A 23,331-nucleotide genomic window follows, 5' to 3' on the forward strand; every position below is an offset into this window, starting at 1 on the left:
CATGGTTCTCGATCCCGGCCCTGGCAGGCAGCCCTATTTTCACATCAGTCCCGATGGAGCCTTTGTCGGCAATGAGCCCGCACGGGGTCCTTGGTCAGCGGATCACTGTCATGCCGGACCGGTTAGCGGGCTCATCGCGCGCGCGGCTGAAACCGAGGTTGGTGCGGACAAGATGCTGACCCGGCTTACGGTGGATCTGTTGCGCCCGCTGCCGTTGGCCGGGTTGCGTGTTGCTGCAGAAACGATGCGCCATACCAAGACGTTGGCGACGACGCGCGTTACTGTTCACGATCTGGACGACACGCTATGCGCCACTGCCACAACCATGCATCTGGTCCGTCGCGACCTCGGCCCGGTTCCAAATGTTGCAATTGAACCACCATTGTTGGATGGCGCCGTCACCGGCCCATTCCCAATCGGAGAAACGCGCCACGATCTGCCCGGATTCGCCAACCATTCCGAAATCCTTTATCCCAAGGGCGGCAATCAGGGCGCAGGTCCCAAAACCATTTGGATGCGCACGCCACCTTTGCTGGAGGGTGAGACGCAATCGCCGATCCAGGCCCTGTGCCCGCTGGCCGATTGCGGCAATGGCATTTCTTGGAATGCGCCAACGACCGAGATGGGCTTCATGAACACGGACCTGACAGTGCAAGTGCATCGCGAGCCTGTGTCGGATTGGTTGGCCTCCGAGTCTGTCTGCCACTGGCAACCTTCGGGGATCGGAATGTCTCAGTCGGTGCTCTATGACACCGAAGGTCCTGTGGGCACCGCTTTGCAGACATTGGTTCTGTTCCCGCCTGCATAACATGTTGGCCGTTTCCTGCGCGTTTGCGTGAATGCGCATTGCCGCTGCGGGATTGAAACCCTATCTTGCGCCCATGCGCTGGCTTGCCGTTACCTTGACCTGTTGCCTGCCGTTGCCGGTTGTGGCTCACCCGCATGTCTTCATCGACACGGGGTTGGAGTTCATCGTCGACGACAAAGGCCAATTGACCCATGTGCGCGTCACTTGGGCTTATGATGAGTTCTTCTCGTTGCTGCAGCTCGAAGATATGCGTCTGGATCAGGATGGCGATGGCGTTCTGAGCAACAGCGAAGAGGCATTCCTGTCCGGCTTCGATGCCCAATGGGTCGAAGGGTATAATGGTGATCTGATCGTCTGGTCGGATGGTGAGATGGTGCCTTTGTCCGGCCCAATCGACGCCCGCGCCACGACCGAGGATGGCCGCATAGTGACGACCCATCTGCGCGCGGTCGAGGGTGGAGGCGTTCCGGCCACCGCGCTGACCTCGAAGGCATTTGATGAGACGTATTACACAGCATACGACGTGACGCGCCCGGTTACCGTATCCGGGCCGACCTCTTGCCAGATTGAGCGGATCGAGCCTGACATTGACGGCCAATTGGCGCAGATGCAGGCATTCTTGCTGTCGCTGGATGCCGATTACGATCTGGAAGAAAATGACATTCCGCTGGTCGGCGAGAATTTCGCGACTGAGATCCGCCTTTCATGTCCAAATACCTGATCGTCCCTGTCGCTCTGGCAATTGGGCTGTTGCTTTGGTTCTGGGGCACCGGCGGGTTTGACCAATTGGCGGCATGGGCGGCCGGGGAACAGCGGGAGTTCCAAAACCAGATCGCCCGATCCCTGCGCGCCGCCCGCGCCGAGCAACCCGAGGCCGTCGCAACCCTGCTGACAGTCTGTTTCGCGTATGGGTTCTTTCACGCCATCGGTCCCGGCCACGGCAAGGTGCTGATCGGAGGCTATGGTTTGGGCCGTCGCGTCGCCTTTTGGCGGTTGTCAGCGATCAGCGTGCTTTCCAGTCTTGGGCAGGCGATAACGGCCATCGTATTGGTCTATGCGGGCGTTTTGGTGTTTCAGATGTCACGCGAAAGCCTTGTGGGCGCGACCGAGCAGGTCATGGCCCCGGTCAGCTACGGAGCCATCACGGTCATCGGATTGTGGCTGGTTTTCCGAGCCACGCGGAGTTTTGCAAGGCGGCATCGCGCGAACGCGCATCACGATCATCACCATCATGACCACGATCACCATCATCACGGTGAGGTTTGCTCAGATTGCGGCCACAAACATGGGCCAACGCCTGACGAGGTAGCTCAGGTCGGTACCCTGCGCGAGGCACTGGTGTTGATCGCAGGGATCGCCGCGCGACCGTGCACAGGTGCACTGTTTGTGCTGATCCTGACGTGGCAGATGGGTATCGCAATGGTTGGCATCGCCGGGGCCTTCGCCATGGCACTGGGCACGGCGACCGTGACCACGCTGGTCGGATGGACCTCGTTCGGGCTGCGCGGCGGGTTGCTGGCGTCAGCATCCGCCACACGGTTTGCACAGGTGTTGGCCCCGACCATCGAGTTGGTTGCCGGGCTTGTGATCGTCGTCATCGCCAGCGGGCTGCTGCTGCGCGCGCTCTAGTCGAAAACCGGGTCGGGATATCCAACCCGCGCCAGATACAGCCCCTGAGGTGGGCAAACCGGACCACAGGCGGCGCGGTCAGCGGCCTCCAAAGCGTCCCGCACATCCTCTGGCGTCCATGCGCCTGCGCCGACCCGTTCCAGCGTGCCCACGAAACTGCGTACCTGATTGTGCAGGAACGACCGCGCGCGGACGTGGAAATGCACCTCGGGGCCGGAAAAGCCCTGAACCTGCTCAACCCGCAATTCGTCCAGCGTTTTGACCGGGCTGGCCGCCTGACAAATCGAGGACCGGAACGTCGTGAAATCGTGCCTCCCGATCAGCAAATCCGCGCCCGCCTGCATGGCCGCGACGTCCAGCTGGTGATTGATCTGCCAGACCTGCCCCGCGTCATGGGTCGCAGGGGCGCGACGCATCAGGATACGGAACAGATACTGCCGCTCAACCGCCGAAAACCGTGCGTGCCAGTCGTCCTCAACCCGCGCGGCTTTGACAATGGCCACTGGCTGCGGTTTGAGGTGATAGTTCAGCGCTTCTGACAAACGGAACGGGTCCCACTCTTTGTCCAGATCGCAATGGGCGACCTGACCCAGCGCGTGCACGCCCGCATCCGTGCGACCAGCAGCAGCGATGGTATGCGCACCGGGTTGAATGCGCGACAAAGCTTGCTCGATCGTCCCCTGAACCGAGGGCTGATCCTTTTGCCGCTGCCATCCGGCAAACGGCGCTCCGTGGTATTCGACTTTCAGCGCGTATCTTGGCATGGGCTGCTGGTAACGTGCTGTGCGATGACGGGCAAGGGCGCGAAAGCGCTGGTATGTCGCGGTGCGGCTACCTATCTTGAGCGAAACGAAAAAAGCGGGACGACGGTTTGGTCATTTCATCGCTGGCAGACAGTCTTGTGCGCGGGTTCGAAACCGTGGGTGACAGCGTGTCCGAGGCATTGTTGGAACCGGTGATCCGACTGGGAGTCACTGGCTTGGCGCGGTCGGGCAAGACGGTGTTCATTACATCTCTGGTCGCCAATTTGCTGGATCGCGGGCGGATGCCGGGTTTGGCGGCGCAGCAGGAGGGGCGGATCAACGCGGCTTATCTGCAGCCTCAGCCTGACGATACGGTGCCGCGTTTTGACTATGAAAACCATCTGGCCGCTCTGACCGGACCACAGCCCCATTGGCCTGACAGCACCCGCGCGGTGTCGGAACTCCGCTTGTCCTTCAAGGCCCGCCCTGCGGGACTGCTTGCAGGGTTGCAGGGGCCACGCAGGGTGCATCTGGATATCGTGGACTATCCCGGCGAATGGTTGCTTGATCTGGCCTTGCTGGACAAATCCTATGAGGCCTGGTCGACGGAAACCCTGACCCGTATCGGGGATCGGGCCGAGGCCGCCGATTTCATGGCGCAAGCCAAAGCGGCGCAACCGGGCGAGCCGCATGACGAGCCGCAGGCGCAGGCGCTGGCCAAGGCTTTTTCGACCTATCTGAACACGGCCCGCGATGCCGGGTTCTACGACTGCACGCCGGGGCGCTTTCTATTGCCGGGGGATCTGGCGGGCTCTCCGGTTCTGACGTTCGCACCATTGCCGGTGGATGGGGCCGCGCCCCGCCGCAGTCTGCATCGCGAGATGGCGCGGCGGTTCGAGGCGTATAAATCGCAAGTCGTGAAACCCTTTTTCCGTGATCATTTCTCAAAGATCGATCGTCAGGTTGTTCTGGTTGATGCGCTGGGTGCGATCCACAAGGGGCCTCGGGCGGTTGAGGATATGCGGCGCGCCATGGCCGATATCCTTTCTGCCTTCCGACCGGGTCGCAACGCGTGGCTCAGCCAGTTGCTGTTGGGCAAACGGGTTGAGCGTATCCTGTTTGCCGCCACCAAGGCCGACCATCTGCACCATCATCAGCACGGGCGACTGACCCATATCATCGAAGCGCTAACCCGAGAGGCCCGCGACCGCGCAAGCTTTGCCGGAGCCGAAACAGCGGCCCTCTCGCTAGCATCGCTGCGCACAACGACCGAAGAGGTCCGAACGCACAATGGCACCGAACTGCCCTGCGTTCGGGGCACGTTGCTGGATGGCAAACAGGCCGCATTCTACCCCGGAGAATTGCCTGAAGACCCCGCGCACCTTCTGGGCCCTGCGCGAAATGGAGCAGAGAGCTGGTTGGGTGACGACTATGGCGCGATGGCATTTGCACCCGCGCACCTGACCTTGCGGCCCGGTGACGGCCCCCCGCATATCCGGTTGGACCGCGCCGCCCAATTTCTGATCGGAGACCGGCTGTGACCGTGACGCTGCGCAGCGCCCGTAGTACGGATGCCGGGGCGACCGGCGAAATTCTGCACGGCTTTTCCCGCGAAAACGATTGGATGCCCGAGTTGCACAGCTGTGCCGAAACCATCTCGTATTGTGGTCGGATGATCGAACTGGGTTGGGTCACGGTTGCCGAGTCCGATGATGGTGTGCTCGGGTTTCTGGCCCTGAATGGGGATGAGGTGCTTTCACTTTATCTGACGGCGTCCGCGCGCGGGCAAGGGATTGGACAGCGCTTGCTGGACCACGCCAAGACCCGCCGTGCGCGCCTGTCGCTGTTTGCCTTTCAGGCCAACCATGGCGCGCGTCGTTTCTACGAACGCAACGGTTTTTCCGAGATCGCCCGAAGCGATGGCGCCGACAATGACGAAAACCTGCCGGACATAAAGTATGAATGGACACGGGAAGGGGAGGCTGATGGCTAAAGGTCCGGTTCTGATTGACCTTGATGATGAGGGCTCAGTCGCGGATGTTGCACAAGCGCCGCCAGTGCCCGACGTGGCTGAGCCACAGGGGCTGGCGATGCAAACAGCGGCTCGGCTCGCCGCACGCAAACCGTCCACTCTGTCGCGCTGGTTCTGGGGGCTGGCCGCAGCGGCAGTCGGCGCAGTGGTATCCATCGCGGCCTGGGATTTCGTCAATTCTCTGCTTCTGCGCGCGCCGGTGCTGGGCTGGGCGCTCACCGGCCTGATGGGTGCATTGGTCCTGGTCGCTCTGCTTATTGCTCTGCGAGAGTTGGCGGCGATTGGTCGCCTGTCCCGGGTGGATAGCATCCGCCGCGCGGCGGACAAGGCGTTGGCCGATGACGATCTGGAGCAGGCCCGCGCGGTGACGCGCCGCTTGGTCGGATTCTACAATGGGCGCGACGACACAAAATGGGGCCGGGACCGCTTGTCTGAGCGCGCGCAGGAACAGTTCGACGCCTCTGGCTTGCTAGCTCTGACCGAGGGTGAATTGCTGGCCCCGCTCGATGTCGCAGCCAGCCGCGAGGTCGAAGCTGCTGCGCGTCAGGTCGCCACTGTGACGGCGCTGGTTCCACTGGCGCTGGCGGATGTGGTGACGGCGCTGGCGGCCTCGCTGCGGATGATCCGGCGGATTGCCGAGATCTACGGCGGCAGGGCGGGCTTTTTGGGCAGTTGGCGTCTGACCCGCGCGGTTTTCGTACATCTGGTGGCGACCGGGGCCGTCGCAGTGGGCGATGACCTGCTGGAACCGGTCCTGGGCGGATCGGTCCTCAGCAAGCTGTCCCGCCGGTTTGGTGAGGGGCTGGTGAACGGCGCGCTCAGCGCTCGCGTCGGTGTCGCCGCGATGGAGGTCTGCCGTCCTCTGCCGTTTTCCGACCGCCATAAACCTTCCACGCGATCCATAATCAAACGCGCGCTGGCCGGGTTGTTTTCCAAAACTTGATCTGACGCAAGGCCGTGACATTCCGCTTCTTGCATAACAGAGGCGGAGCCAGCCATGACCGATCACGGACACAGCCAGCAGGAAATTGCAGAACGGATCAACGCGCCTCCGGGCCGAGGGGTGCTGCGGGACGTTGTGTACGGGGGTATCGATGGTTCAGTTACCACATTTGCCATCGTCGCAGGCGTCGCCGGTGCCGGACTGTCCCCATTCGTCATCGTTGCACTGGGGTTGGCCAATGTGTTGGCCGACGGGTTTTCCATGGCGGCGGGCAATTATTCGGGCACCAAGGCCGAACTGGACAATATCCGCCGTATCCGCGCCATCGAAGAACGCCATATCACCCAGTACCCCGAGGGCGAACGCCGTGAAGCGCGGGAAATCCTGTCGCGAAAAGGGTTGTCGGGCAACATTTTGGATCAGGCCACCGATGCGATCACCGCCAACCGCGACAACTGGATCAACCTGATGATCGAAGGGGAATACGGCCTTGGCAGTGTCGATCCGCATCCCCTCAAAGCTGCGACGGCGACCTTTCTCGCATTTCTGTGCGCCGGGATGATCCCATTATTGCCGTTTCTTCTGTCGTTTGAGCGTGCATTTGCCTTGTCGGCCTGGATGACCATGGCCGTGTTCTTCGCCATCGGTGCGCTCAAAAGCCGCTGGTCGCTGGCCCCGTGGTGGCGGTCCGGTGGTGAGACCTTGCTGATCGGTGGTGCGGCGGCATCCATCGCGTATCTGGTTGGGTCGTTGTTTCATCCATAAATGGTAGACCCTCTGGACCATCCTGCATGGGCGTCCTATAAGCGCGGCCATGTTTGACCGGATGGCCATCATTATTCGAATTATATCCCCGGCGCTCTGATATCGCGAGACGCCGGGCAAAGGTGCTTGAGTTATCGCACTGACCGCTTCGATCCATAAGACGACCCGAACATCCTGAGGACGCCCCAAATGTGCGCCGACACGACCCACACACCTGACTATAAAGACACGCTGAACCTGCCCAAGACCGACTTTCCCATGCGCGCGGGCCTGCCCAAGCGCGAACCCGCATGGCTGGAGCGTTGGGAAAAGATCGGCGTCTATGACCGCCTGCGTGAGAAGGAAGGCCGAAAGCCTTTCACGTTGCACGACGGTCCCCCCTATGCCAACGGACACCTGCATATCGGCCACGCGTTGAACAAGACGATCAAGGACATGATCGTGCGGTCTCATCAGATGATGGGCCATGACGCGCGCTATGTGCCTGGCTGGGATTGCCACGGCTTGCCGATCGAATGGAAGATCGAGGAACAGTACCGCAAGAAGGGCAAAAACAAGGACGAGGTGAACATCGTCGACTTCCGTCAGGAATGCCGCAAGTTCGCCGAGGGTTGGATTGACATCCAGCGCGAAGAATTCAAACGTCTGGGCATCACCGGCAACTGGCCCGATCCCTACATCACCATGGACTATCACGCCGAGGCGGTGATCGCGGATGAGTTCATGAAGTTCCTGATGAACGGGACTTTGTATCAGGGCTTAAAGCCCGTGATGTGGTCGCCGGTTGAAAAGACTGCTCTGGCCGAGGCCGAGGTCGAATATCACGACAAGGAAAGCTTCACCATCTGGGTGAAGTTCAAGGTCGTGAACACCGGCGACGTGACTCTGGACAACGCCTATGTGGTGATCTGGACGACGACCCCGTGGACCATGCCGTCGAACAAAGCCGTAGTTTATGGCGAAGACATCTCGTACGGCCTCTACGAAGTGACTGGCCGCCCTGAGGAATGCTGGGCGCGGATCGGTGAGCGTTATCTACTGGCCGATGACCGCGCGGCGGATGTCTTTGCGCGCGCGCGTCTGGACGACTCGATGTACCGCCGTCTGTGCGACGTCACGCAGGAGGATCTGGCAAAGATCCAGTTGACCCATCCGCTGGCAGGGGCCGAAGGCGGCAATGGCGAATGGGACGACATCCGCGATTTCCGTACCGCTGACTTCGTGACCGATACCGAAGGTACAGGTTTCGTCCATTGTGCGCCGTCGCACGGGATGGAGGAATTCGAGCTTTATCGTGATCTGGGCATGTTGGAGCAGGTCATCACTTATAACGTGATGGACGATGGCTCGTTCCGCGCCGATCTGCCGTTCTTTGGCGGCACATACATCCTGTCCCGCAAGGGTGGCGAGGGTGATGCGAACAAGGCCGTGATCGACAAACTGGCCGAGGTAGGCGGGCTGCTGGCGCGGGGCAAGATCAAGCACAGCTATCCGCATTCTTGGCGCTCGAAAGCGCCGATTATCTACCGCAATACGCCGCAGTGGTTTGCTTCCGTGGACCGCAAGCTGGACGATGGTATGGGCGAGATGGGCGATACCATCCGCGAACGCGCCCTGCGCTCGATCGACGAGCTGGTGAAGTGGACGCCGCAGACCGGTCGCAACCGTCTGTATTCGATGATCGAAGCGCGCCCGGATTGGGTTCTGTCGCGTCAACGCGCCTGGGGCGTTCCGCTGACGTGTTTCACCAAGAAGGGCGCTCTGCCGACTGACGCAGACTACCTGCTGCGCAATGAGGAATTGAACGCGCGTATCAAGGCAGCGTTCGAAAAAGATGGCGCGGATATCTGGTACACCGATGGGTTCAAGGAGGCGATCCTTGACGGCATCGCCAACCCGGAGGACTACGATCAGGTATTCGACGTGTTGGACGTCTGGTTCGACTCGGGTTCGACCCACGCTTTCGTTCTGCGCGACCGCGAGGACGGGACCGAGGACGGCATCGCCGACGTCTATATGGAAGGCACCGACCAGCACCGCGGGTGGTTCCATTCGTCTATGCTGCAGGCCTGTGGCACCAAGGGGCGCGCGCCCTACCGCAACGTGGTGACCCACGGCTTTACGCTGGATGCCAAGGGCAACAAGATGTCCAAATCGCTGGGCAACACGATCGTGCCGGAAGAGGTCATCAAGCAATACGGGGCCGATATCCTGCGTCTTTGGGTGGCTCAGACCGACTATACCGCCGATCAGCGGATCGGGCCTGAGATCCTGAAAGGCACCGCCGACAGCTATCGCCGCCTGCGCAACACGATGCGGTTCATGCTGGGATCGCTGGCCGATTTCACCGAAGCTGACCGGGTTGAACCGCAAGACATGCCGCGTCTGGAGCGTTGGGTGCTGAGCCGTCTGGCCGATCTGGATGAACAGGTGCGCAACGGCTATGCCGCGTTCGATTTCCAGGGCGTGTTCAGTGCTGTGTTCACCTTCGCCACGGTTGATCTGTCGTCGTTCTATTTCGACGTCCGCAAGGATGCCTTGTATTGCGACGGCGACAGCCTGCGCCGCCGGTCCGCGCGCACTGTGCTGGACATTCTGTTCCACCGTTTAACCACATGGCTGGCCCCGGTTCTGGTCTTCACCATGGAAGAGGTCTGGCTGGAACGTTTTGGCGGCGATGACAGCTCGGTCCATCTGGTGGATTTCCCGGACACGCCCACCGACTGGCGCGACGCAGGGCTTGAGGCGAGCATGGCCAAAATCCGCCGCGTACGCCGCGCGGTGACTGCCGCGTTGGAGGTGCAGCGCCAGGACAAGGTCATCGGCTCAAGCCTTGAAGCCGCGCCGATTGTCCATGTCGAGGATAGTGAGACCCGCGATCTGCTGGCCACGTTCGATGTGGATGACATGTGCATCACGTCGGGGCTGACCGTCACGGGTGATCCGGCCCCTGCGGAAGCCTTCCGCGCGCCCGAAATCGAAGGTGTCGCCGTGCTGTTCGAGAAGGCCGACGGTGACAAGTGTCAACGGTGCTGGAAAATCCTGCCCGATGTGGGACGTCATGCGCATGACGGCGTGTGCGGACGTTGTGACGAGGCATTGGGGTAAGCCTCTGCCGGGTGCGCGTTGGCAGGCTTTTGCGAGGCTCTGCCTCGCGCTCCGGGATATTTTGGGCCAGATGAAGGATGGATCGTCAGGATTTGGGTTGCAGGGGATGTGATGCATCTGCCACCGTGCTCTTATGCCTATGATCGCGGTGGATACGCAGTTCGGACGTCTTGGCGTTGAGGAATATGACGGTGCCATTGCCCGCCTGGTCTGGAATGGCCGGGATGAGGGGGCCTCGACAGCATTGTTGCGCGAGGCGGCGGCGCAGCTGGTCGCTTATGACGCGGGGCGGCTTCAGCGGTTCGATCTGCCATATCGCGTTGCGGGGTCGGTGTTTCAGCAACAGGTCTGCGATATCATGTACGCCATCCCCTTTGGCGACACGCTGACTTATGGGGATATCGCGAAGCAATTGGGCCAGCCCGCGCAGCCAGTGGGTCAGGCTTGCGGCGCAAATCCGATCCCTGTGATCATTCCGTGCCATCGCGTGTTGTCTGCCACGGGTCTTGGTGGGTTCTCTGGCGATGGCGGGATCGAAACTAAGGTTGCGCTACTGCGTCATGAGCGCGCCGCTGGTCTGCTTATTTGATCATAGGAAATCTGTTGCAATCCCGCCGGTTGAGGCCCAACTTATATCAGAAGCCGAATTTGAAGGACCAAATTGCATGAGCACTGCAACGGACCCCGCCGCTCGGAAGAAGATTATAATCGACCGATTGATGTCTCTTGAGGCTGAGGAGTTGGCGACAGCGCAAGCGCATTACGACGCGTTTCTGAAGGACTCGCAACTGGACGACCGCGAAACCCATGACAAGGATGACATTGCGGCCTCACGCGAGAATGCCGATCTGGCCGCGGCATTTGACGCGCCGGTACAGGCGCATCATGCCAAGATCGACGTGATCGAGAACACCGACTTCAGCGTCACCGATACCGTGCAGCCTGGCGCCGTCGTCAAGTTCAACAACCGCCGCTTTGTGGTATGTGTCTCGACCAGCAGGTTCGAGGTCGACGGCAAGACTTACATGGGTATTTCAACCCAAAGCCCGATTTATCTGGCCATGACCGGTCTGCAAGAGGGTGATGTGTTCACTCACAACGGAACCGAATTCGAGGTTGAAAAGGTCCTTTAACCTTTGCGCTGCGGGATCAACTGCTGTGCGATCCCGGCCGAGACCAGATACAAACTGGTGACGACCAACCCCCAATGCGCCCAGCTTTCGGGGTGGAAATCCACCCATGCCGCCCATCCGGCAAAGAAGGTCCATGCAAAAGCTATTGGCAGCGACAGGCTGCGCCAGCGTTCGGTGCGGACAGGATGTATGAACTTTAGCGGCAGGAACATTGCGACTGAAAGCAACGTGACCAGCAGCAGGATGACCCAGAAATTAGGCTCGAGCGCGAAGATAACGATCACGAACATGTTCCAGCAGCCGGGGAAGCCCGAGAATGAGTTGTCCTTGGTCTTCATGCGCGTATCGGCAAAATACATCGCGCTGGCAAAGGTGATGACGATGATTGCGAACCAGCCGGTCCAGCCGTCCATCAGGCCCGATTTGAACAAAGCGAAGGCGGGAATGAACACATAGGTCAGATAGTCGATGATCAAATCCAGCAGGACGCCATCGAACTCGGGCGCGTTGTGCTTGACGTGATAGTGCCGCGCCAAAGGCCCGTCGATGCCGTCCACGATGAAGGACACCACCAGCCAAAGATACATGAGACTCCATTTTTCTTCGACGGCGGCCAGCATGGCCAGCATCGCAAAAACGGCACCTGTGGCGGTGAAAAGGTGAACGGCTAGGGCTTTGAATCTTAATGTCATCCATGTCTCATGGACGATGCGCGCGTCAGATGCAAACCAAAAGCCCGGCCATTGTTGACCCGCTGCGGGGTTTGTCAGGCTTTGGGGTGCGCGCGGTTGTAAACCTCCATCAGGCGCGCGGTGTCGACGGCGGTGTAGGCTTGGGTCGTGGACAGCGAGGCATGGCCGAGCAGTTCCTGAATGGCGCGCAGATCGCCTCCGGCTGACAAAAGATGGGTGGCAAAGCTGTGGCGCATAGCGTGTGGAGTCGCGGTCGCGGGCAGGCCAAGTTGCATTCGTGCCTTTGCCATAGCGCCCTGAATGGCCCGAGGGTTCAGCGGGCCGCCACGGACACCGCGAAACAAGGGGGCCGCTGGCGATTGCGAATGCGGGCACAACTTAAGGTAACGGTCGACCGCCACACGCGCGGCGGGAAGAACAGGCACGATACGCTCTTTCCCGCCTTTGCCGAGGATGCGCAGCGTATCAGGCAGAGGCGCGTCGGACCCGGTCAGCGACAGCGCCTCGGAAATACGCAGACCGCAGCCGTATAGAAGGGTCACGACCGCGACGTCCCGCGCAGACACCCAATCGTTCACCGATTGCAGTTCAACGGTTTCGATCATCGCGCGCGCGGCGTCTTCAGCCAGCGGACGAGGCAGTTTTTTGGTGAATTTTGGCGCACGAGCGGACAGGACCGCTGTGGGTTCAAACCCTTCACGCTCGGCCAACCAGCGATAGAAGCTTTTGACCGCTGACAGCTTACGAGCCAAGGATCGCGCGCCAACTCCGGAATTGCGCTGATCGGCCATCCAGGCGCGCATGTCGGCAACGCTGATGCGCTCCAGCGCCTTCAGCCCCTGCTGTTCATTATGATGTACTGTCATGAACGACAGAAATTCGGTGACATCGCCCCGGTATGCGGCCTGTGTGTTTTCGGACCGCCCCCCCAGCGCGCCCAGACCGTCCAGCCAGTGCTGTAACGCGTCTCGGCAAGCGGGGGAAATCAGGCTCATGACAACCAGTGGCGCATCGATCGTTCAAAAACACCGGCGAAGAAGGCCAGCAAATCAGTGCCCAACTGAGGCGAAAAATGGTGCGGGTCATTCGCGGCCATGACAATCATACCGGGAAGGCGGCCAGGCCCGAGGTTGAGCTTGAGGCAGGCCTCGGACTGCAGATGAGTGCTGTCGTTGCCGAACACCTGAGGGTTGGGTCGGTGCACCTCGCGCAGGATGACATCACGGGCCGGGCCTGAGCGATCGAATGTCAGGTAGTTCTGAACAAACCCCGGTTCGGCCACAGTTAGAACACCGCCGAGCTTGTTGATCGCTGGATCGTCGCGCATCAGGGTTGTTTCAAGAACCAGCGTGATATGGTCCACGCGCAAAATTTCGGCCACGTCATTGCCAAGCGCGCGCAAGAAGTCCTCGAACTCAACAGGTTCGAGCAGGCGCAGGATCGCGCGGTGGACCTGATTGGTGCCAGCAAGGTTCTCATAGGCCGCAGCGATGACGGATCGGTGCGTGTCTTCCAGTCGGTCCAGACGCGCCTCAAGCCGCTGCATGGCGATGCCCCGCAGGTCGATGACGTTGTCGCCACGGGCTTGTTCATTGGCCATGACAAGCGCCTGCATCAGGTCCTTGTCGTCCAGAATGGCGTCTGGTTCGGCCAAAATCGCCGCGCGCAGATTGTCCTTGAGAATTGTGTTGCTGCTCATGTCCTGTCCGGTCGTCTTTTGTTTTGGCAGGCTTATAACATGAGCAGGCGAATTTGCCTCGGAAAAAATGCACGCAGAAGTGGATTTCGTTCCTGCTGTGGCGGAGGCGCTCCCGCCTGCAAGTCCCTGATCACAGATCAGAGTCTGGCAGTTGGGCCGGGCGCGGTGCCTTTCGGCACCGCGCGGTTGCATTGTGCTTCAAAGGATCTTTTGACCGGTCTTGGCCCAGTCGGCCAGGAATGTCTCAAGTCCTTTGTCCGTCAGCGGGTGGTCTGCCAGTTTTTTGATAACTGCGGGAGGGGCCGTAATAACATCAGCCCCAATGCGGGCGCTGTCGGTAACGTGATTCACAGTGCGGATCGAAGCGGCGAGAATTTCGGTTTCGAACCCGTAATTGTCGTAGATCTGGCGGATATCGGCGATCAGGTCCATGCCGTCGAGGTTGATGTCATCCAGGCGACCAATGAAGGGCGAGATGAAGGTCGCGCCAGCTTTTGCGGCCAACAGCGCTTGATTGGCCGAGAAGCACAGGGTCACGTTGACCATCTGGCCTTCATCGCTGAGCGTTTTGCAGGTTTTGAGGCCGGCCCATGTCAGCGGTACTTTGACGGCGATGTTGGGTGCGATTTTGGCCAGCTTGCGCCCCTCGGCGATCATATCGTCGGCTTCCGTGGCCACAACTTCGGCAGACACGGGGCCTTCGACCAGATCGCAGATTTCTTTGGTTACTTCCAGAATGTCGCGGCCCGATTTCAGGATCAGCGAGGGGTTGGTGGTTACGCCGTCCACCATGCCCAGGTCGTTCAGTTCGGCGATGGCGTCGATCTCGGCTGTGTCTACGAAGAATTTCATGCGGGCAGTCCTTTGATGGGTTGGCCTTGGTCGCGGATGGCTTTACCTCAAAGAGACCCATGCTGGAACCCCCTGCGAAGGATATGCCGTGAGCGCTAACGGATTTTTCGACGAAGGAGAGCTTGTGGCGGTGCTAACCACGCAGCCGCTGGACCGGACGTTGGATTACAAAGCGCCTGAAGGGGGCTGCTTTCTAGGTGCGTTTGTCGAAGTCCCGTTGGGGCCGCGCAAGGTGTTGGGTGTGGTTTGGGGTCCGGGGCAGGGGGGCTTTGATCTGAGCAAGGCGCGCTCGGTGATCCGGGTGCTTGAGGTCGCGCCGATGCGCGAAGAGATGCGGTTGTTTCTGGGCAAGGTGGCCGATTACACGCTGACCCCGATGCCTGCGATGTTGCGTCTGGCGACCCGCGCGCCGGGGCTGGGGGATCCGCCATCCATGCGGAAAGTGTACCGTTTGGGCGATGCCTTGCCTGACCGGATGACCGATGCGCGGTCACATGTGCTGGAAGTGCTCCGCGAATATGGCGGATTGGCATTCACGCTGAAGGAATTGGCCGATCAGGCGGGGGTGACGTCTTCGGTCGTGAAGGGCTTGGTCAAGCAAGGTGCAGTGCGCGAAGAAGATAGTCCGCGCGATCTGCCATATCCGCGATTGGACCCCGATTTGACGGGCAAGCAGCTAACCGAGGATCAGGCCACCGCAGTGGCGCGGCTGCAGGCAGGGCAGCGCACAGGGGACTATGGCACGACATTGCTGAAAGGCGTGACGGGTTCGGGCAAGACCGAGGTTTATCTTGAGGCCGTGGCCGAGGCTCTGCGCATGGGACGGCAGGCGCTGGTTTTGCTGCCCGAGATTGCTCTGACCGCAGAATTCCTCACGCGGGTCGAGGCCCGGTTCGGCGCGCGCCCGGCGGAATGGCATTCGGGCGCGACCATGACCGAACGCCGCCGGGTCTGGCGGATGGTCGGGCAAGGTGAGGCGCAATTGGTCGTCGGGGCTCGGTCTGCGCTGTTCTTGCCGTTCCGCGATCTGGGGCTGGTGGTGGTCGATGAGGAACACGACACCTCTTACAAACAGGAAGACGGAGTGCATTACAGCGCGCGGGACATGGCGGTTCTGCGGTCATCGATCTGCGGCGCGCGGGTAATTCTTGCCAGCGCGACGCCGTCGCTGGAGAGCTGGGCCAATGCCGAAGCCGGTAAATATGAGCGGCTGGACCTGACCTCGCGCTTTGGGGCCGCGGTGCTGCCCGAGATGAAACCCATCGACATGCGGGCCGAGCAGATGCAGCCAGGGACGTGGATTTCGCCGTCGCTGCGACAGGCGGTAGGACAGCGGATTGAGCGCAGAGAACAGTCTCTGCTGTTCATCAACCGCCGCGGCTATGCGCCGGTGACTCTGTGCCGGGCATGTGGCGAGCAGATCGCCTGTGACCACTGCGACGCGCGCATGGTCGAGCATCGGTTCCTCAAGCGCCTCATGTGCCACCAGTGCGGTGAGACGAAGCCGATGCCGGACGCTTGCCCATCCTGCGGGGCCGAGGGCAAGCTGGCCCCGGTTGGCCCCGGGATCGAACGGTTGGCGGAAGAAGCCGAGGCGACCTTCCCCGAGGCCAAGATCGCGATGCTGAGTTCTGATCTTTTCGGTTCGGCCCGTGCGCTGAAGGCCAAGATCGAAGAGATTGCCGAAGGGGATGCGGATATTGTTATCGGCACGCAGTTGGTCGCCAAGGGGCACAATTTTCCCAAGCTGACGCTTGTAGGGGTGATCGATGCGGACCTGTCGCTGCATGGGGCGGACTTGCGGGCGGCCGAGCGAACGTTCCAATTGATGCGACAAGTTGCAGGCCGGGCTGGTCGGGCGGACAAGCCGGGACAGGCACTGCTGCAGACCTTCCAACCGGAACATCCGGTGATCCGGGCCATTCTGTCGGGTGATGAGGAAGGGTTTTGGAAGGCCGAAGCCGCCGGGCGTCAGGCCGCGGGCGTCCCGCCCTATGGGCGCATGGCAGGGATCGTTCTGTCCGGCCCCGAGGTCGGGCCGGTTTTTGACATCGGCAATGCGATGGCGCGCAACGATGCCCCTCTGCGTGCCATAGATGCGCAGGTTTTCGGGCCCGCACCCGCACCCATTGCCCGAATCCGGGGAAGGCACCGCGTGCGTCTCTTGGTCAAGGCCCCCAAGGGTGCCCCGATCCAGGATGCCATCGCCCGCTGGATCGCCCCTCTGCGCCTGAAGGGCGACATCCGCCTGACCATCGATATTGACCCACAGAGCTTTTACTGACCTCTGCATCTGCGCAGATCGGTTGTGCGCTGCCCCCCTCGCCAAAGCGCGAAAATGAGCGTAGAGCGGTGTCATGCTGAAACCCATACCGCTCTCTGAGGCGCAGAGCCTTCCGTTCTGGCGCCGACCCATTGCGCTTCTGTTCATGATGGCATTGATGATGCCCATCGCGTTCAACGCATGGAGCGCCCTGCTGAACAATTTCGTCATCGAGGTAGCGAATTTCGACGGTGCAGATATCGGCCTGCTACATACCGTCCGCGAAATTCCCGGTTTTCTGGCCGTGGGCGTGATTGCCGTGATCATATTCATCCGCGAGCAGGTCCTGGCCATGATCTCGCTGATAATGTTGGGCGTTGCGACAGCTGTAACGGCCTGGTTCCCCAGCCTTGGCGGGTTGTTGTTCGTGACACTGTTCAGCTCAATCGGGTTTCACTATTACGAGACGGTGAACCAGTCGCTGCAGTTGCAATGGCTGCCCAAGGACCGGGCGCCGCAGGTGTTGGGTTGGCTGGTGGCTATGGGCTCGGCCGCCACCGCAGTGGTTTACGGTCTGATCGTGCTGACATGGGACCGGTTCGATCTTTCCTATAACTTCGTCTTCATGGCTGCCGGAGGCGTGACTGCCCTGTTGGCGCTGTTCTGCCTGCTGGCTTATCCGCAATTTGACTCGCCGACGCCGCAGACCAAAAAACTGATCCTGCGCAAACGCTATTGGCTGTACTATGCACTGCAATTCATGGCGGGCGCGCGGCGGCAGATCTTCGTTGTCTTTGCAGGTTTCATGATGGTCGAGAAATTCGGGTTCGAGGTGCATGAGCTAACCAGCCTCTATCTGATCAATCTGGGGATCAACATGGCTGCCGCGCCGATGCTGGGCAAAGCGGTGGCAAGGTTTGGCGAACGCCGCACCCTGATCTTCGAATACGCCGGTTTGGCCATTGTCTTCGCGGCCTATGGCGGCATCTATTGGTTTGGCTGGGGCGTGGTTTTGGCCGCGATCCTATATGTCATCGACCACGTTCTGTTTGCTCTGGCGCTTGCGCTGAAGACTTATTTCCAGAAGATCGCCGACCCCGCAGACATCGCCCCGACCGCAGCGGTGGCCTTTACCATTAATCACATCGCGGCCGTATTCCTTCCTGCGCTGCTGGGCTTGCTTTGGGTCGTCTCGCCCGGCGCGGTCTTTGCGCTTGCCGCCGCGATGGCAATGATCTCGCTGGCGCTGTCGCTGCTGATCCCGCGCCATCCCGAGGCGGGGAATGAGACCATACTGTCGAAATACGTCCCGGCCCCGGCGGAATAGGCCGGCGCTTGACGTCCGCTGCCTGTGGCCCTAGGCGCTGTGCCAACGGACACAGGAGGCGCAGATGCCCACATTCACCGCATTTACCACTCTGACCGGCAAGAAAACCGCCGAAGGCTTGGGCGAGGCGATGGAGCGGCTAGACCCGGAACCAACAGGCGTCGGGGTTTTTGAGGTCGAAGACGGCTCGGGCTTGTGGGAGGTTGGCGGCTATTTCACCGAAGCCCCGGACGAGACTGCGCTGGCAGTGCTGGCTGCAGCCTTCGATGCCAAGCCATTTGTTGTTTCGGAACTGCCCGAAACCGACTGGGTCGCCCATGTGCGCCGCGAGCTGGCCCCGGTCGAGGCTGGCCGGTTCTTTGTCTATGGCAGCCACGATGCGAATAAACTACCCGCAGGTCGCATCCCTCTACTGATCGAGGCGGCGATGGCCTTCGGCACCGGGCATCATGGAACAACCTTGGGATGCCTCAAGGCGCTGGATCACCTGTTAGAGCAAGGGTTCACGGCGACCAAGGTGGCCGACATAGGCTGTGGCACTGCGGTTCTGGCGATGGCTGCTGCGCGCGTTTGGGACGGGGATATCATTGCCAGTGATATCGATCAGGTTGCCGTCGATGTGGCCGAGGCCAATCTGAAGGCCAATGGCATGTCGGGACAGGTCCGATGTGTCGAAGCCGCAGGTTTTGATCACTCTGAACTGCACGCACTCGCTCCGTATGATCTGATTTTTGCTAATATTCTCAAAGGTCCTTTGGTCGCCTTGTCCCCCGAAATCGCCGCGAATCTGCGGGTGGGCGGCTACGCAATCCTGTCGGGAATCCTCAATGAACAGGCAGACGACGTGATTTCTGTTTATCTACAAAACGGCTTCAATCTGACCCAAAAGGCCAAGATTGGCGAATGGACGACGCTAATCTTAACGAAACAGGGCGCAAATTAGGCAATTTGCGGGAGTCTTCTGGATTCGCGTCACTCTTTTGACGCATTCTGTGTCTACCGTCTCTGGATGCAATGAGGGGGCGGTTTTCGGAGGCTGCCATGACGGTAAAACAACTGGAATTCGATCAGCGCGTGACGCAGCTGACCAAAAAGCACCAGAAACTCAGCCGTGGTTACCGCGCCACTATGCGGTCGGACGGGTTGGTTGTGATGAAGCCACAGCGTGTCCGATCGGCGGTTCCGGCCAAGGTTCTTGTGCTGTGTATACTTGGGTTTTTCGGCTTCAAGGCGTTCTTGTTGGCCAATATCGGCAGCGGCGGTTACCAGATTCGTGTGGACAGCCTTGCGCAGGGAACCCCGGTTGAACAGGCGGGTGCCTGGATCATGCAAATTGACCCTGTATCCGAGTATTTGGCGCTACAAGTCAAAAAGCTAACGTTCTAACCCAAAAGGCTCCGGCAAAAAAAACACCGTATGTCATTCGACACACGGTGCTTTCTTGCGCCCCACCGAGGGAGGAGAGGGGGCGTGTGAGTGGTAGCTTTATTTCTTTTAATTCCGGTTATCTGCCAAAGCGGTGATATCGCCCCGGCACAGACCGATGTCGTCCAATTCACGATCCGTCAGACCATTTAGCGCGTTGCGGGTTGCGCGGGCGTCGCTCCATTCCTCAACGGCATTTACAACCGATGCGAAAAGTCCGCCGATACGGCCAGCGAGGCCGAACGAGCCAGTGGTGGTGCGGGTGGTGTCCAGTGCAGCCATATCCTGTTCCTTCTGGTTTGAGTTAACGTGTCGTTCTTTCGATCTGACGGGCATCTAGTGCTGAGATACGGGCAACGCAAGTGCAGAAATTGCATTTGTCCTATGCGTTTTCTGCAAGGCTTTTGGAGCATGAAAAGCCCTTAATTTATTGGCCATTAGGGCGTAACGTTAAGTGTCGAATTCGGACATTTTGCTGTCGCAAACAGGCTGTTTTGTCGGCGGTGGAACAGGTGTGTCGCAATTGGACTTCGGGTCAAATCGCTTGGAAAATGTTCATGCTTCGTGCTAATCCGATGGAAAGATCACAAAAACCCGAGCAGGCTGGGGCACAACATGCGAATTCTGGGCATTGATCCGGGGCTCAGGACCCTGGGATGGGGCGTCATCGAATCGCATGGCAGCCGTCTGAGCCACGTCGCAAACGGCTTGTGTAAGTCAGATGGCGACGATCTGGGCGAGCGTCTGTTGTCTTTGCACAATCAAATCGTCGAGGTCATCGCTGACCATCGCCCCGATCAGGCAGCAATCGAGCAGACATTTGTGAACAAGGATGGGGCCGGAACGCTCAAACTCGGTCAGGCGCGTGGGGTCGCGTTGCTGACGCTGGCGCAGGCTGGATTGCCGGTTGGAGAATATGCGCCGAACCGCGTCAAGAAAACCGTCGTGGGCGTCGGTCATGCCGAGAAAGAACAGGTCTTGCACATGGTCAAACTGCAATTGCCCGGTTGTCAGCCCAAGGGTGCGGACGCGGCGGATGCGTTGGCGATCGCAATCTGTCATTCCTACTACGGTGCCGCGCCGCAATCGCGGATGAAAGAGGTGCGCGTATGATTGGCAAATTGACAGGGCGGCTGGACTATCGCGCGGCGGATCATGTTCTGATCGATGTGCGTGGCGTTGGTTACATTGTTTATTGCTCGGACAGGACGATGGCCGCTTTGCCCGGTGTGGGCGAAGCGGTGGCGATCTACACCGATATGGTCGTGCGCGAGGACCTGATGCAACTGTACGGCTTCCTTTCGTTGGTCGAGAAGGAATGGCATCGCCTGTTGTGCTCAGTTCAAGGGGTTGGCGCGAAGGTATCGCTGGCAATTCTGAGCGCTTTGGGACCGGACGGTGTCAGCCGCGCGATTGCGTTGGGCGATTGGGGGGCGGTGAAGGCGGCCAAAGGGGTCGGACCCAAGACGGCGCAGCGGATCGTTCTGGACCTCAAGGACAAGGCCCCCGGCGTGATGGCTATGGGCGGTACGATCACCGAGGCGATGGATGGCCCCGGTTTGGACGTGGTGGAATTGTCTGAACCTGCGCCTGCGCCCAAACGTGTGGCTCAACCGGCCTCGGGCAACGCGGCAGCCTCTGCCGGGGCGTTGTCGGCATTGTCGAATCTGGGCTATGGCCCATCCGAAGCTGCCTCGGCGGTGGCAGAGGCCGCAGCGACGACGCCGGATGCGGGCGAGGCCGATTTGATCCGGGCCGCTCTGAAACTGTTGGCTCCGAAAGGGTGATTGAATGGTAGACGCTGATCCCGCCCTGCGACCAGACCCTTTACCCGAGGACAACGACCGTGCGCTGCGCCCTCAGGGACTGGACGAGTTTATCGGTCAGGCCGAAGCCCGCGCCAACCTGCGCATTTTCATCCAATCCGCCCGTCAGAGGGGCGAGGCAATGGATCATACGCTGTTTCATGGCCCTCCGGGGTTGGGGAAAACCACTTTGGCTCAGATCATGGCGCGCGAGTTGGGGGTGAATTTCCGCATGACATCAGGCCCGGTGCTGGCAAAGGCAGGGGACCTGGCGGCGATTCTGACTAACCTGGAATCACGAGACGTGCTGTTCATCGACGAAATTCATCGCCTGAACCCTGCTGTAGAAGAAGTTCTCTACCCCGCGATGGAAGACTTCGAACTGGATTTGGTGATCGGTGAAGGCCCTGCGGCCCGGACGGTTCGGATCGAATTACAGCCCTTTACGCTGGTGGGGGCTACGACGCGGATGGGGCTGCTGACAACGCCTTTGCGCGATCGCTTTGGCATCCCGACCCGGTTGCAATTCTACACAGTGGACGAATTGCACGAGATCGTAACCCGCAACGCCCGCAAACTGGGCGCGCCCGCCGATGATGATGGCGCGCGCGAGATTGCACGACGGTCCCGCGGGACCCCGCGGATCGCTGGGCGTTTGCTGCGGCGGGTGGTGGATTTTGCCATTGTCGAGGGCGACGGGCGGATTACGCGCGAGCTTGCGGATAGTTCGCTGACGCGGCTGGGCGTAGACAAGCTGGGTCTGGACGGCGCGGATCGGCGTTACCTTAAGCTGATCGCCGAGAACTATGCCGGTGGACCCGTGGGGATTGAAACACTCTCGGCGGCGCTCTCGGAAAGTCGGGACTCGCTGGAAGAAGTCATTGAGCCCTACTTGTTGCAGCAAGGCCTGATCCAGCGTACCCCGCGCGGGCGGATGCTGGCGCAAAAGGCGTGGACGCATCTGGGCATGGCAGCGCCAAAGCGGCAGAGCGATCTGTTTGGTTGAAGCCGCGCGACTTAGAACATAAGCCTTCAGCGAGAGTATTTTTGAAAAGATGAAGGACTGCGCGTGACTCCGAACGAGATTGAAGCGCTGTTTACCCGCGAAAGTGGTGACTTTCTATTCGCGCGCTGGGGACGACCCATTGTGCCTGTCGTCTTTGGTGTCGAGGACGCGACACTGGCGACAGTCAAGGGCGCGTTTGAGGCCGTTGTCGCACTCGCCGGACATCAGATGGCCGAGACCGACCCGGAACTGGGCGTGAACTGTATGATGTTTTTCTTTCGCGATTGGAAGGAATTGCTGGAAGTGCCGGATTTGGATCGGCTGATCCCGGATCTTGGCCCGTTGGTTGAACGATTGCTCGCGGCGGACGCCAACCAGTATCGAATTTTCCGGTTCGAAGATGATGGCGCGATCCGCGCCGCGTTTGTATTCCTGCGAATGGATCAGGAATTGTCCAAGGTTCCGGCCGAGACATTGGCGCTCAGCCAGGTGGTGCAAACGATTTTATTGTGGTCGGATGCTGCATTTCGCAGCCAATCCCCGCTGGCGGTTGCAGGTGACGCAACGATCTTGAGGCCGGACATTGCCGGTCTGATCCGCGCCGCCTACGATCCGGTCTTGCCGGGTGCTGCGCAAGACGCCTCTCACGCGTTGCGCCTGTTTGCAAGATTGGAGCAGCCGCAATGACGCACACATACCCTGTTCGCGTTTATTACGAAGACACCGATATGGGCGGGGTCGTCTATCACGCGAACTACCTGAAATTCATCGAACGCGCCCGGTCGGATTATGTGCGCCAACTGGGTAACGACCAAAACGCGATGCGGGATGCTGGGATCGTCTGGGTCGTACGGCGGATCGAGGCTGACTATCTGGCCGCAGCCAAGTTCGAAGATGAATTGGTCGTGGAAACCGAGGTCGAGTCTCTGTCAGGTGTCAGGCTGACCATGGCGCAGGTGGTCAAGCGCGGAGCTGATGAGATTTTCCGGGCCACTGTCACCGCAGTTTGCATGAACGCACAGGGCAAACCCGTGCGCCTTCCGGCAGAGATTCGCGCATTGATGTAACAATTTCGCCCTCAGGGGTGGTTCTGTTGGCTTT

25 protein-coding genes are annotated in these 23,331 nt (G+C 60.2%); 19 read left to right on the forward strand and 6 right to left on the reverse strand.

Going from position 1 to position 23,331, the window contains the following annotated elements:
- Position 1 precedes the first annotated feature (1 nt).
- Genes ACR0CR_RS06055 through ACR0CR_RS06065 form a run of 3 tightly spaced genes read left to right on the forward strand, consistent with a single transcriptional unit; the run spans position 2 to position 2,437 of the window.
- Entirely contained in the window at positions 2-808 is an 807-nt protein-coding gene (locus tag ACR0CR_RS06055) for a thioesterase family protein (protein WP_480597657.1), read from the forward strand.
- Positions 809-839: 31 nt separating this feature from the next.
- Positions 840-1,529, forward strand: a complete 690-nt coding sequence (locus tag ACR0CR_RS06060) for a DUF1007 family protein (RefSeq protein WP_480597659.1) — start codon at positions 840-842, stop codon at positions 1,527-1,529.
- A complete protein-coding gene (locus ACR0CR_RS06065) occupies positions 1,514-2,437 on the forward strand; it encodes a nickel/cobalt transporter (RefSeq protein WP_480597660.1) in 924 nt (307 codons plus the stop codon). Before ACR0CR_RS06060 ends, ACR0CR_RS06065 begins: the two co-directional genes overlap by 16 nt.
- Here the strand turns inward: ACR0CR_RS06065 and truA are convergent.
- Entirely contained in the window at positions 2,434-3,201 is a 768-nt protein-coding gene (gene truA / locus ACR0CR_RS06070) for a tRNA pseudouridine(38-40) synthase TruA (protein WP_480597662.1), read from the reverse strand. The genes ACR0CR_RS06065 and truA overlap by 4 nt on opposite strands.
- Positions 3,202-3,308: 107 nt before the next feature.
- On the opposite strand from truA, the gene ACR0CR_RS06075 reads away from it, so the two are divergent.
- The 7 genes from ACR0CR_RS06075 to ACR0CR_RS06105 all read left to right on the forward strand — a co-directional run bounded on the left by ACR0CR_RS06075 (position 3,309) and on the right by ACR0CR_RS06105 (position 11,161).
- On the forward strand, positions 3,309-4,721 hold the full coding sequence (locus ACR0CR_RS06075; RefSeq protein WP_480597663.1) for a YcjX family GTP-binding protein: 1,413 nt from the start codon (positions 3,309-3,311) through the stop codon (positions 4,719-4,721).
- On the forward strand, positions 4,718-5,173 hold the full coding sequence (locus ACR0CR_RS06080) for an N-acetyltransferase family protein (protein ID WP_480597664.1): 456 nt from the start codon (positions 4,718-4,720) through the stop codon (positions 5,171-5,173). Before ACR0CR_RS06075 ends, ACR0CR_RS06080 begins: the two co-directional genes overlap by 4 nt.
- A complete protein-coding gene (locus ACR0CR_RS06085; protein WP_480597665.1) occupies positions 5,166-6,155 on the forward strand; it encodes a YcjF family protein in 990 nt (329 codons plus the stop codon). The genes ACR0CR_RS06080 and ACR0CR_RS06085 overlap by 8 nt, the downstream gene beginning before the upstream one ends.
- Before the next feature lie 54 nt (positions 6,156-6,209).
- On the forward strand, positions 6,210-6,920 hold the full coding sequence (locus ACR0CR_RS06090) for a VIT1/CCC1 transporter family protein (protein ID WP_480597666.1): 711 nt from the start codon (positions 6,210-6,212) through the stop codon (positions 6,918-6,920).
- Between the two features lie 189 nt (positions 6,921-7,109).
- The gene (ileS, locus tag ACR0CR_RS06095; protein WP_480597667.1) at positions 7,110-10,028 is read left to right on the forward strand and encodes an isoleucine--tRNA ligase; all 2,919 of its coding nucleotides are present in this window, start codon (positions 7,110-7,112) and stop codon (positions 10,026-10,028) included.
- A 133-nt stretch (positions 10,029-10,161) separates the two neighbouring features.
- On the forward strand, positions 10,162-10,617 hold the full coding sequence (locus tag ACR0CR_RS06100) for a methylated-DNA--[protein]-cysteine S-methyltransferase (RefSeq protein ID WP_480597668.1): 456 nt from the start codon (positions 10,162-10,164) through the stop codon (positions 10,615-10,617).
- A 76-nt stretch (positions 10,618-10,693) separates the two neighbouring features.
- The gene (locus ACR0CR_RS06105) at positions 10,694-11,161 is read left to right on the forward strand and encodes a hypothetical protein (RefSeq protein WP_480597669.1); all 468 of its coding nucleotides are present in this window, start codon (positions 10,694-10,696) and stop codon (positions 11,159-11,161) included.
- On the opposite strand, the gene ACR0CR_RS06110 is transcribed toward ACR0CR_RS06105, so the two are convergent.
- The 4 genes from ACR0CR_RS06110 to fsa all read right to left on the reverse strand — a co-directional run bounded on the left by ACR0CR_RS06110 (position 11,158) and on the right by fsa (position 14,404).
- Complete coding sequence (locus tag ACR0CR_RS06110; RefSeq protein ID WP_170654981.1) at positions 11,158-11,853, reverse strand: CDP-alcohol phosphatidyltransferase family protein; 696 nt, start codon at positions 11,851-11,853, stop codon at positions 11,158-11,160. The genes ACR0CR_RS06105 and ACR0CR_RS06110 overlap by 4 nt on opposite strands.
- A 74-nt stretch (positions 11,854-11,927) precedes the next feature.
- The gene (locus tag ACR0CR_RS06115; protein WP_480597670.1) at positions 11,928-12,848 is read right to left on the reverse strand and encodes a tyrosine recombinase XerC; all 921 of its coding nucleotides are present in this window, start codon (positions 12,846-12,848) and stop codon (positions 11,928-11,930) included.
- Positions 12,845-13,552, reverse strand: a complete 708-nt coding sequence (locus ACR0CR_RS06120) for a DUF484 family protein (RefSeq protein WP_480597671.1) — start codon at positions 13,550-13,552, stop codon at positions 12,845-12,847. The genes ACR0CR_RS06115 and ACR0CR_RS06120 overlap by 4 nt, the downstream gene beginning before the upstream one ends.
- Before the next feature lie 198 nt (positions 13,553-13,750).
- Positions 13,751-14,404, reverse strand: coding sequence for a fructose-6-phosphate aldolase (gene fsa, locus ACR0CR_RS06125; protein WP_480597672.1), 654 nt, complete (start codon positions 14,402-14,404; stop codon positions 13,751-13,753).
- A gap of 88 nt (positions 14,405-14,492) precedes the next feature.
- Here fsa and ACR0CR_RS06130 point away from each other — a divergent pair, with 88 nt between their 5' ends.
- The 4 genes from ACR0CR_RS06130 (at position 14,493) to ACR0CR_RS06145 (ending at position 19,380) form a co-directional block, all read left to right on the forward strand.
- Positions 14,493-16,688, forward strand: coding sequence for a primosomal protein N' (locus ACR0CR_RS06130; protein ID WP_480597673.1), 2,196 nt, complete (start codon positions 14,493-14,495; stop codon positions 16,686-16,688).
- A gap of 73 nt (positions 16,689-16,761) precedes the next feature.
- Entirely contained in the window at positions 16,762-17,994 is a 1,233-nt protein-coding gene (locus tag ACR0CR_RS06135; RefSeq protein WP_480597674.1) for an MFS transporter, read from the forward strand.
- A 64-nt stretch (positions 17,995-18,058) separates the two neighbouring features.
- Entirely contained in the window at positions 18,059-18,937 is an 879-nt protein-coding gene (locus tag ACR0CR_RS06140; protein ID WP_480597676.1) for a 50S ribosomal protein L11 methyltransferase, read from the forward strand.
- Between the two features lie 98 nt (positions 18,938-19,035).
- Positions 19,036-19,380, forward strand: a complete 345-nt coding sequence (locus ACR0CR_RS06145; protein WP_480597678.1) for a hypothetical protein — start codon at positions 19,036-19,038, stop codon at positions 19,378-19,380.
- A 108-nt stretch (positions 19,381-19,488) separates the two neighbouring features.
- Here the strand turns inward: ACR0CR_RS06145 and ACR0CR_RS06150 are convergent, their stop codons facing one another.
- Complete coding sequence (locus tag ACR0CR_RS06150) at positions 19,489-19,701, reverse strand: DUF1127 domain-containing protein (RefSeq protein WP_480597679.1); 213 nt, start codon at positions 19,699-19,701, stop codon at positions 19,489-19,491.
- A gap of 333 nt (positions 19,702-20,034) precedes the next feature.
- On the opposite strand from ACR0CR_RS06150, the gene ruvC reads away from it, so the two are divergent.
- From ruvC to ybgC, 5 genes are all read left to right on the forward strand, one after another.
- Entirely contained in the window at positions 20,035-20,532 is a 498-nt protein-coding gene (gene ruvC, locus ACR0CR_RS06155; RefSeq protein ID WP_480597680.1) for a crossover junction endodeoxyribonuclease RuvC, read from the forward strand.
- On the forward strand, positions 20,529-21,206 hold the full coding sequence (ruvA, locus tag ACR0CR_RS06160) for a Holliday junction branch migration protein RuvA (protein ID WP_480597681.1): 678 nt from the start codon (positions 20,529-20,531) through the stop codon (positions 21,204-21,206). Before ruvC ends, ruvA begins: the two co-directional genes overlap by 4 nt.
- 4 nt (positions 21,207-21,210) lie before the next feature.
- On the forward strand, positions 21,211-22,230 hold the full coding sequence (ruvB, locus tag ACR0CR_RS06165) for a Holliday junction branch migration DNA helicase RuvB (RefSeq protein WP_480597682.1): 1,020 nt from the start codon (positions 21,211-21,213) through the stop codon (positions 22,228-22,230).
- A gap of 63 nt (positions 22,231-22,293) precedes the next feature.
- The gene (locus ACR0CR_RS06170) at positions 22,294-22,917 is read left to right on the forward strand and encodes a hypothetical protein (RefSeq protein WP_480597683.1); all 624 of its coding nucleotides are present in this window, start codon (positions 22,294-22,296) and stop codon (positions 22,915-22,917) included.
- Positions 22,914-23,297, forward strand: coding sequence for a tol-pal system-associated acyl-CoA thioesterase (ybgC, locus tag ACR0CR_RS06175; protein WP_480597684.1), 384 nt, complete (start codon positions 22,914-22,916; stop codon positions 23,295-23,297). The genes ACR0CR_RS06170 and ybgC overlap by 4 nt, the downstream gene beginning before the upstream one ends.
- Positions 23,298-23,331 lie beyond the last annotated feature (34 nt).

The organism is Ruegeria sp. AM2, from assembly GCF_056540685.1.

Coding starts and splice junctions, on each gene's coding strand:
- ACR0CR_RS06090 (WP_480597666.1), top strand. CDS start 6,210: ATGACCGATCACGGACACAGCCAGCAGGAAATTGCAGAACGGATCAAC.
- ACR0CR_RS06140 (WP_480597676.1), top strand. CDS start 18,059: ATGCCCACATTCACCGCATTTACCACTCTGACCGGCAAGAAAACCGCC.
- ACR0CR_RS06135 (WP_480597674.1), top strand. CDS start 16,762: ATGCTGAAACCCATACCGCTCTCTGAGGCGCAGAGCCTTCCGTTCTGG.
- ACR0CR_RS06150 (WP_480597679.1), bottom strand. CDS start 19,701: ATGGCTGCACTGGACACCACCCGCACCACCACTGGCTCGTTCGGCCTC.
- ruvB (WP_480597682.1), top strand. CDS start 21,211: ATGGTAGACGCTGATCCCGCCCTGCGACCAGACCCTTTACCCGAGGAC.
- truA (WP_480597662.1), bottom strand. CDS start 3,201: ATGCCAAGATACGCGCTGAAAGTCGAATACCACGGAGCGCCGTTTGCC.
- ileS (WP_480597667.1), top strand. CDS start 7,110: ATGTGCGCCGACACGACCCACACACCTGACTATAAAGACACGCTGAAC.
- ruvA (WP_480597681.1), top strand. CDS start 20,529: ATGATTGGCAAATTGACAGGGCGGCTGGACTATCGCGCGGCGGATCAT.
- ACR0CR_RS06065 (WP_480597660.1), top strand. CDS start 1,514: ATGTCCAAATACCTGATCGTCCCTGTCGCTCTGGCAATTGGGCTGTTG.
- ACR0CR_RS06145 (WP_480597678.1), top strand. CDS start 19,036: ATGACGGTAAAACAACTGGAATTCGATCAGCGCGTGACGCAGCTGACC.
- ACR0CR_RS06115 (WP_480597670.1), bottom strand. CDS start 12,848: ATGAGCCTGATTTCCCCCGCTTGCCGAGACGCGTTACAGCACTGGCTG.
- ACR0CR_RS06060 (WP_480597659.1), top strand. CDS start 840: ATGCGCATTGCCGCTGCGGGATTGAAACCCTATCTTGCGCCCATGCGC.
- ACR0CR_RS06085 (WP_480597665.1), top strand. CDS start 5,166: ATGGCTAAAGGTCCGGTTCTGATTGACCTTGATGATGAGGGCTCAGTC.
- ruvC (WP_480597680.1), top strand. CDS start 20,035: ATGCGAATTCTGGGCATTGATCCGGGGCTCAGGACCCTGGGATGGGGC.
- ACR0CR_RS06105 (WP_480597669.1), top strand. CDS start 10,694: ATGAGCACTGCAACGGACCCCGCCGCTCGGAAGAAGATTATAATCGAC.
- ybgC (WP_480597684.1), top strand. CDS start 22,914: ATGACGCACACATACCCTGTTCGCGTTTATTACGAAGACACCGATATG.
- ACR0CR_RS06055 (WP_480597657.1), top strand. CDS start 2: ATGGTTCTCGATCCCGGCCCTGGCAGGCAGCCCTATTTTCACATCAGT.
- fsa (WP_480597672.1), bottom strand. CDS start 14,404: ATGAAATTCTTCGTAGACACAGCCGAGATCGACGCCATCGCCGAACTG.
- ACR0CR_RS06120 (WP_480597671.1), bottom strand. CDS start 13,552: ATGAGCAGCAACACAATTCTCAAGGACAATCTGCGCGCGGCGATTTTG.
- ACR0CR_RS06110 (WP_170654981.1), bottom strand. CDS start 11,853: ATGACATTAAGATTCAAAGCCCTAGCCGTTCACCTTTTCACCGCCACA.
- ACR0CR_RS06100 (WP_480597668.1), top strand. CDS start 10,162: ATGCCTATGATCGCGGTGGATACGCAGTTCGGACGTCTTGGCGTTGAG.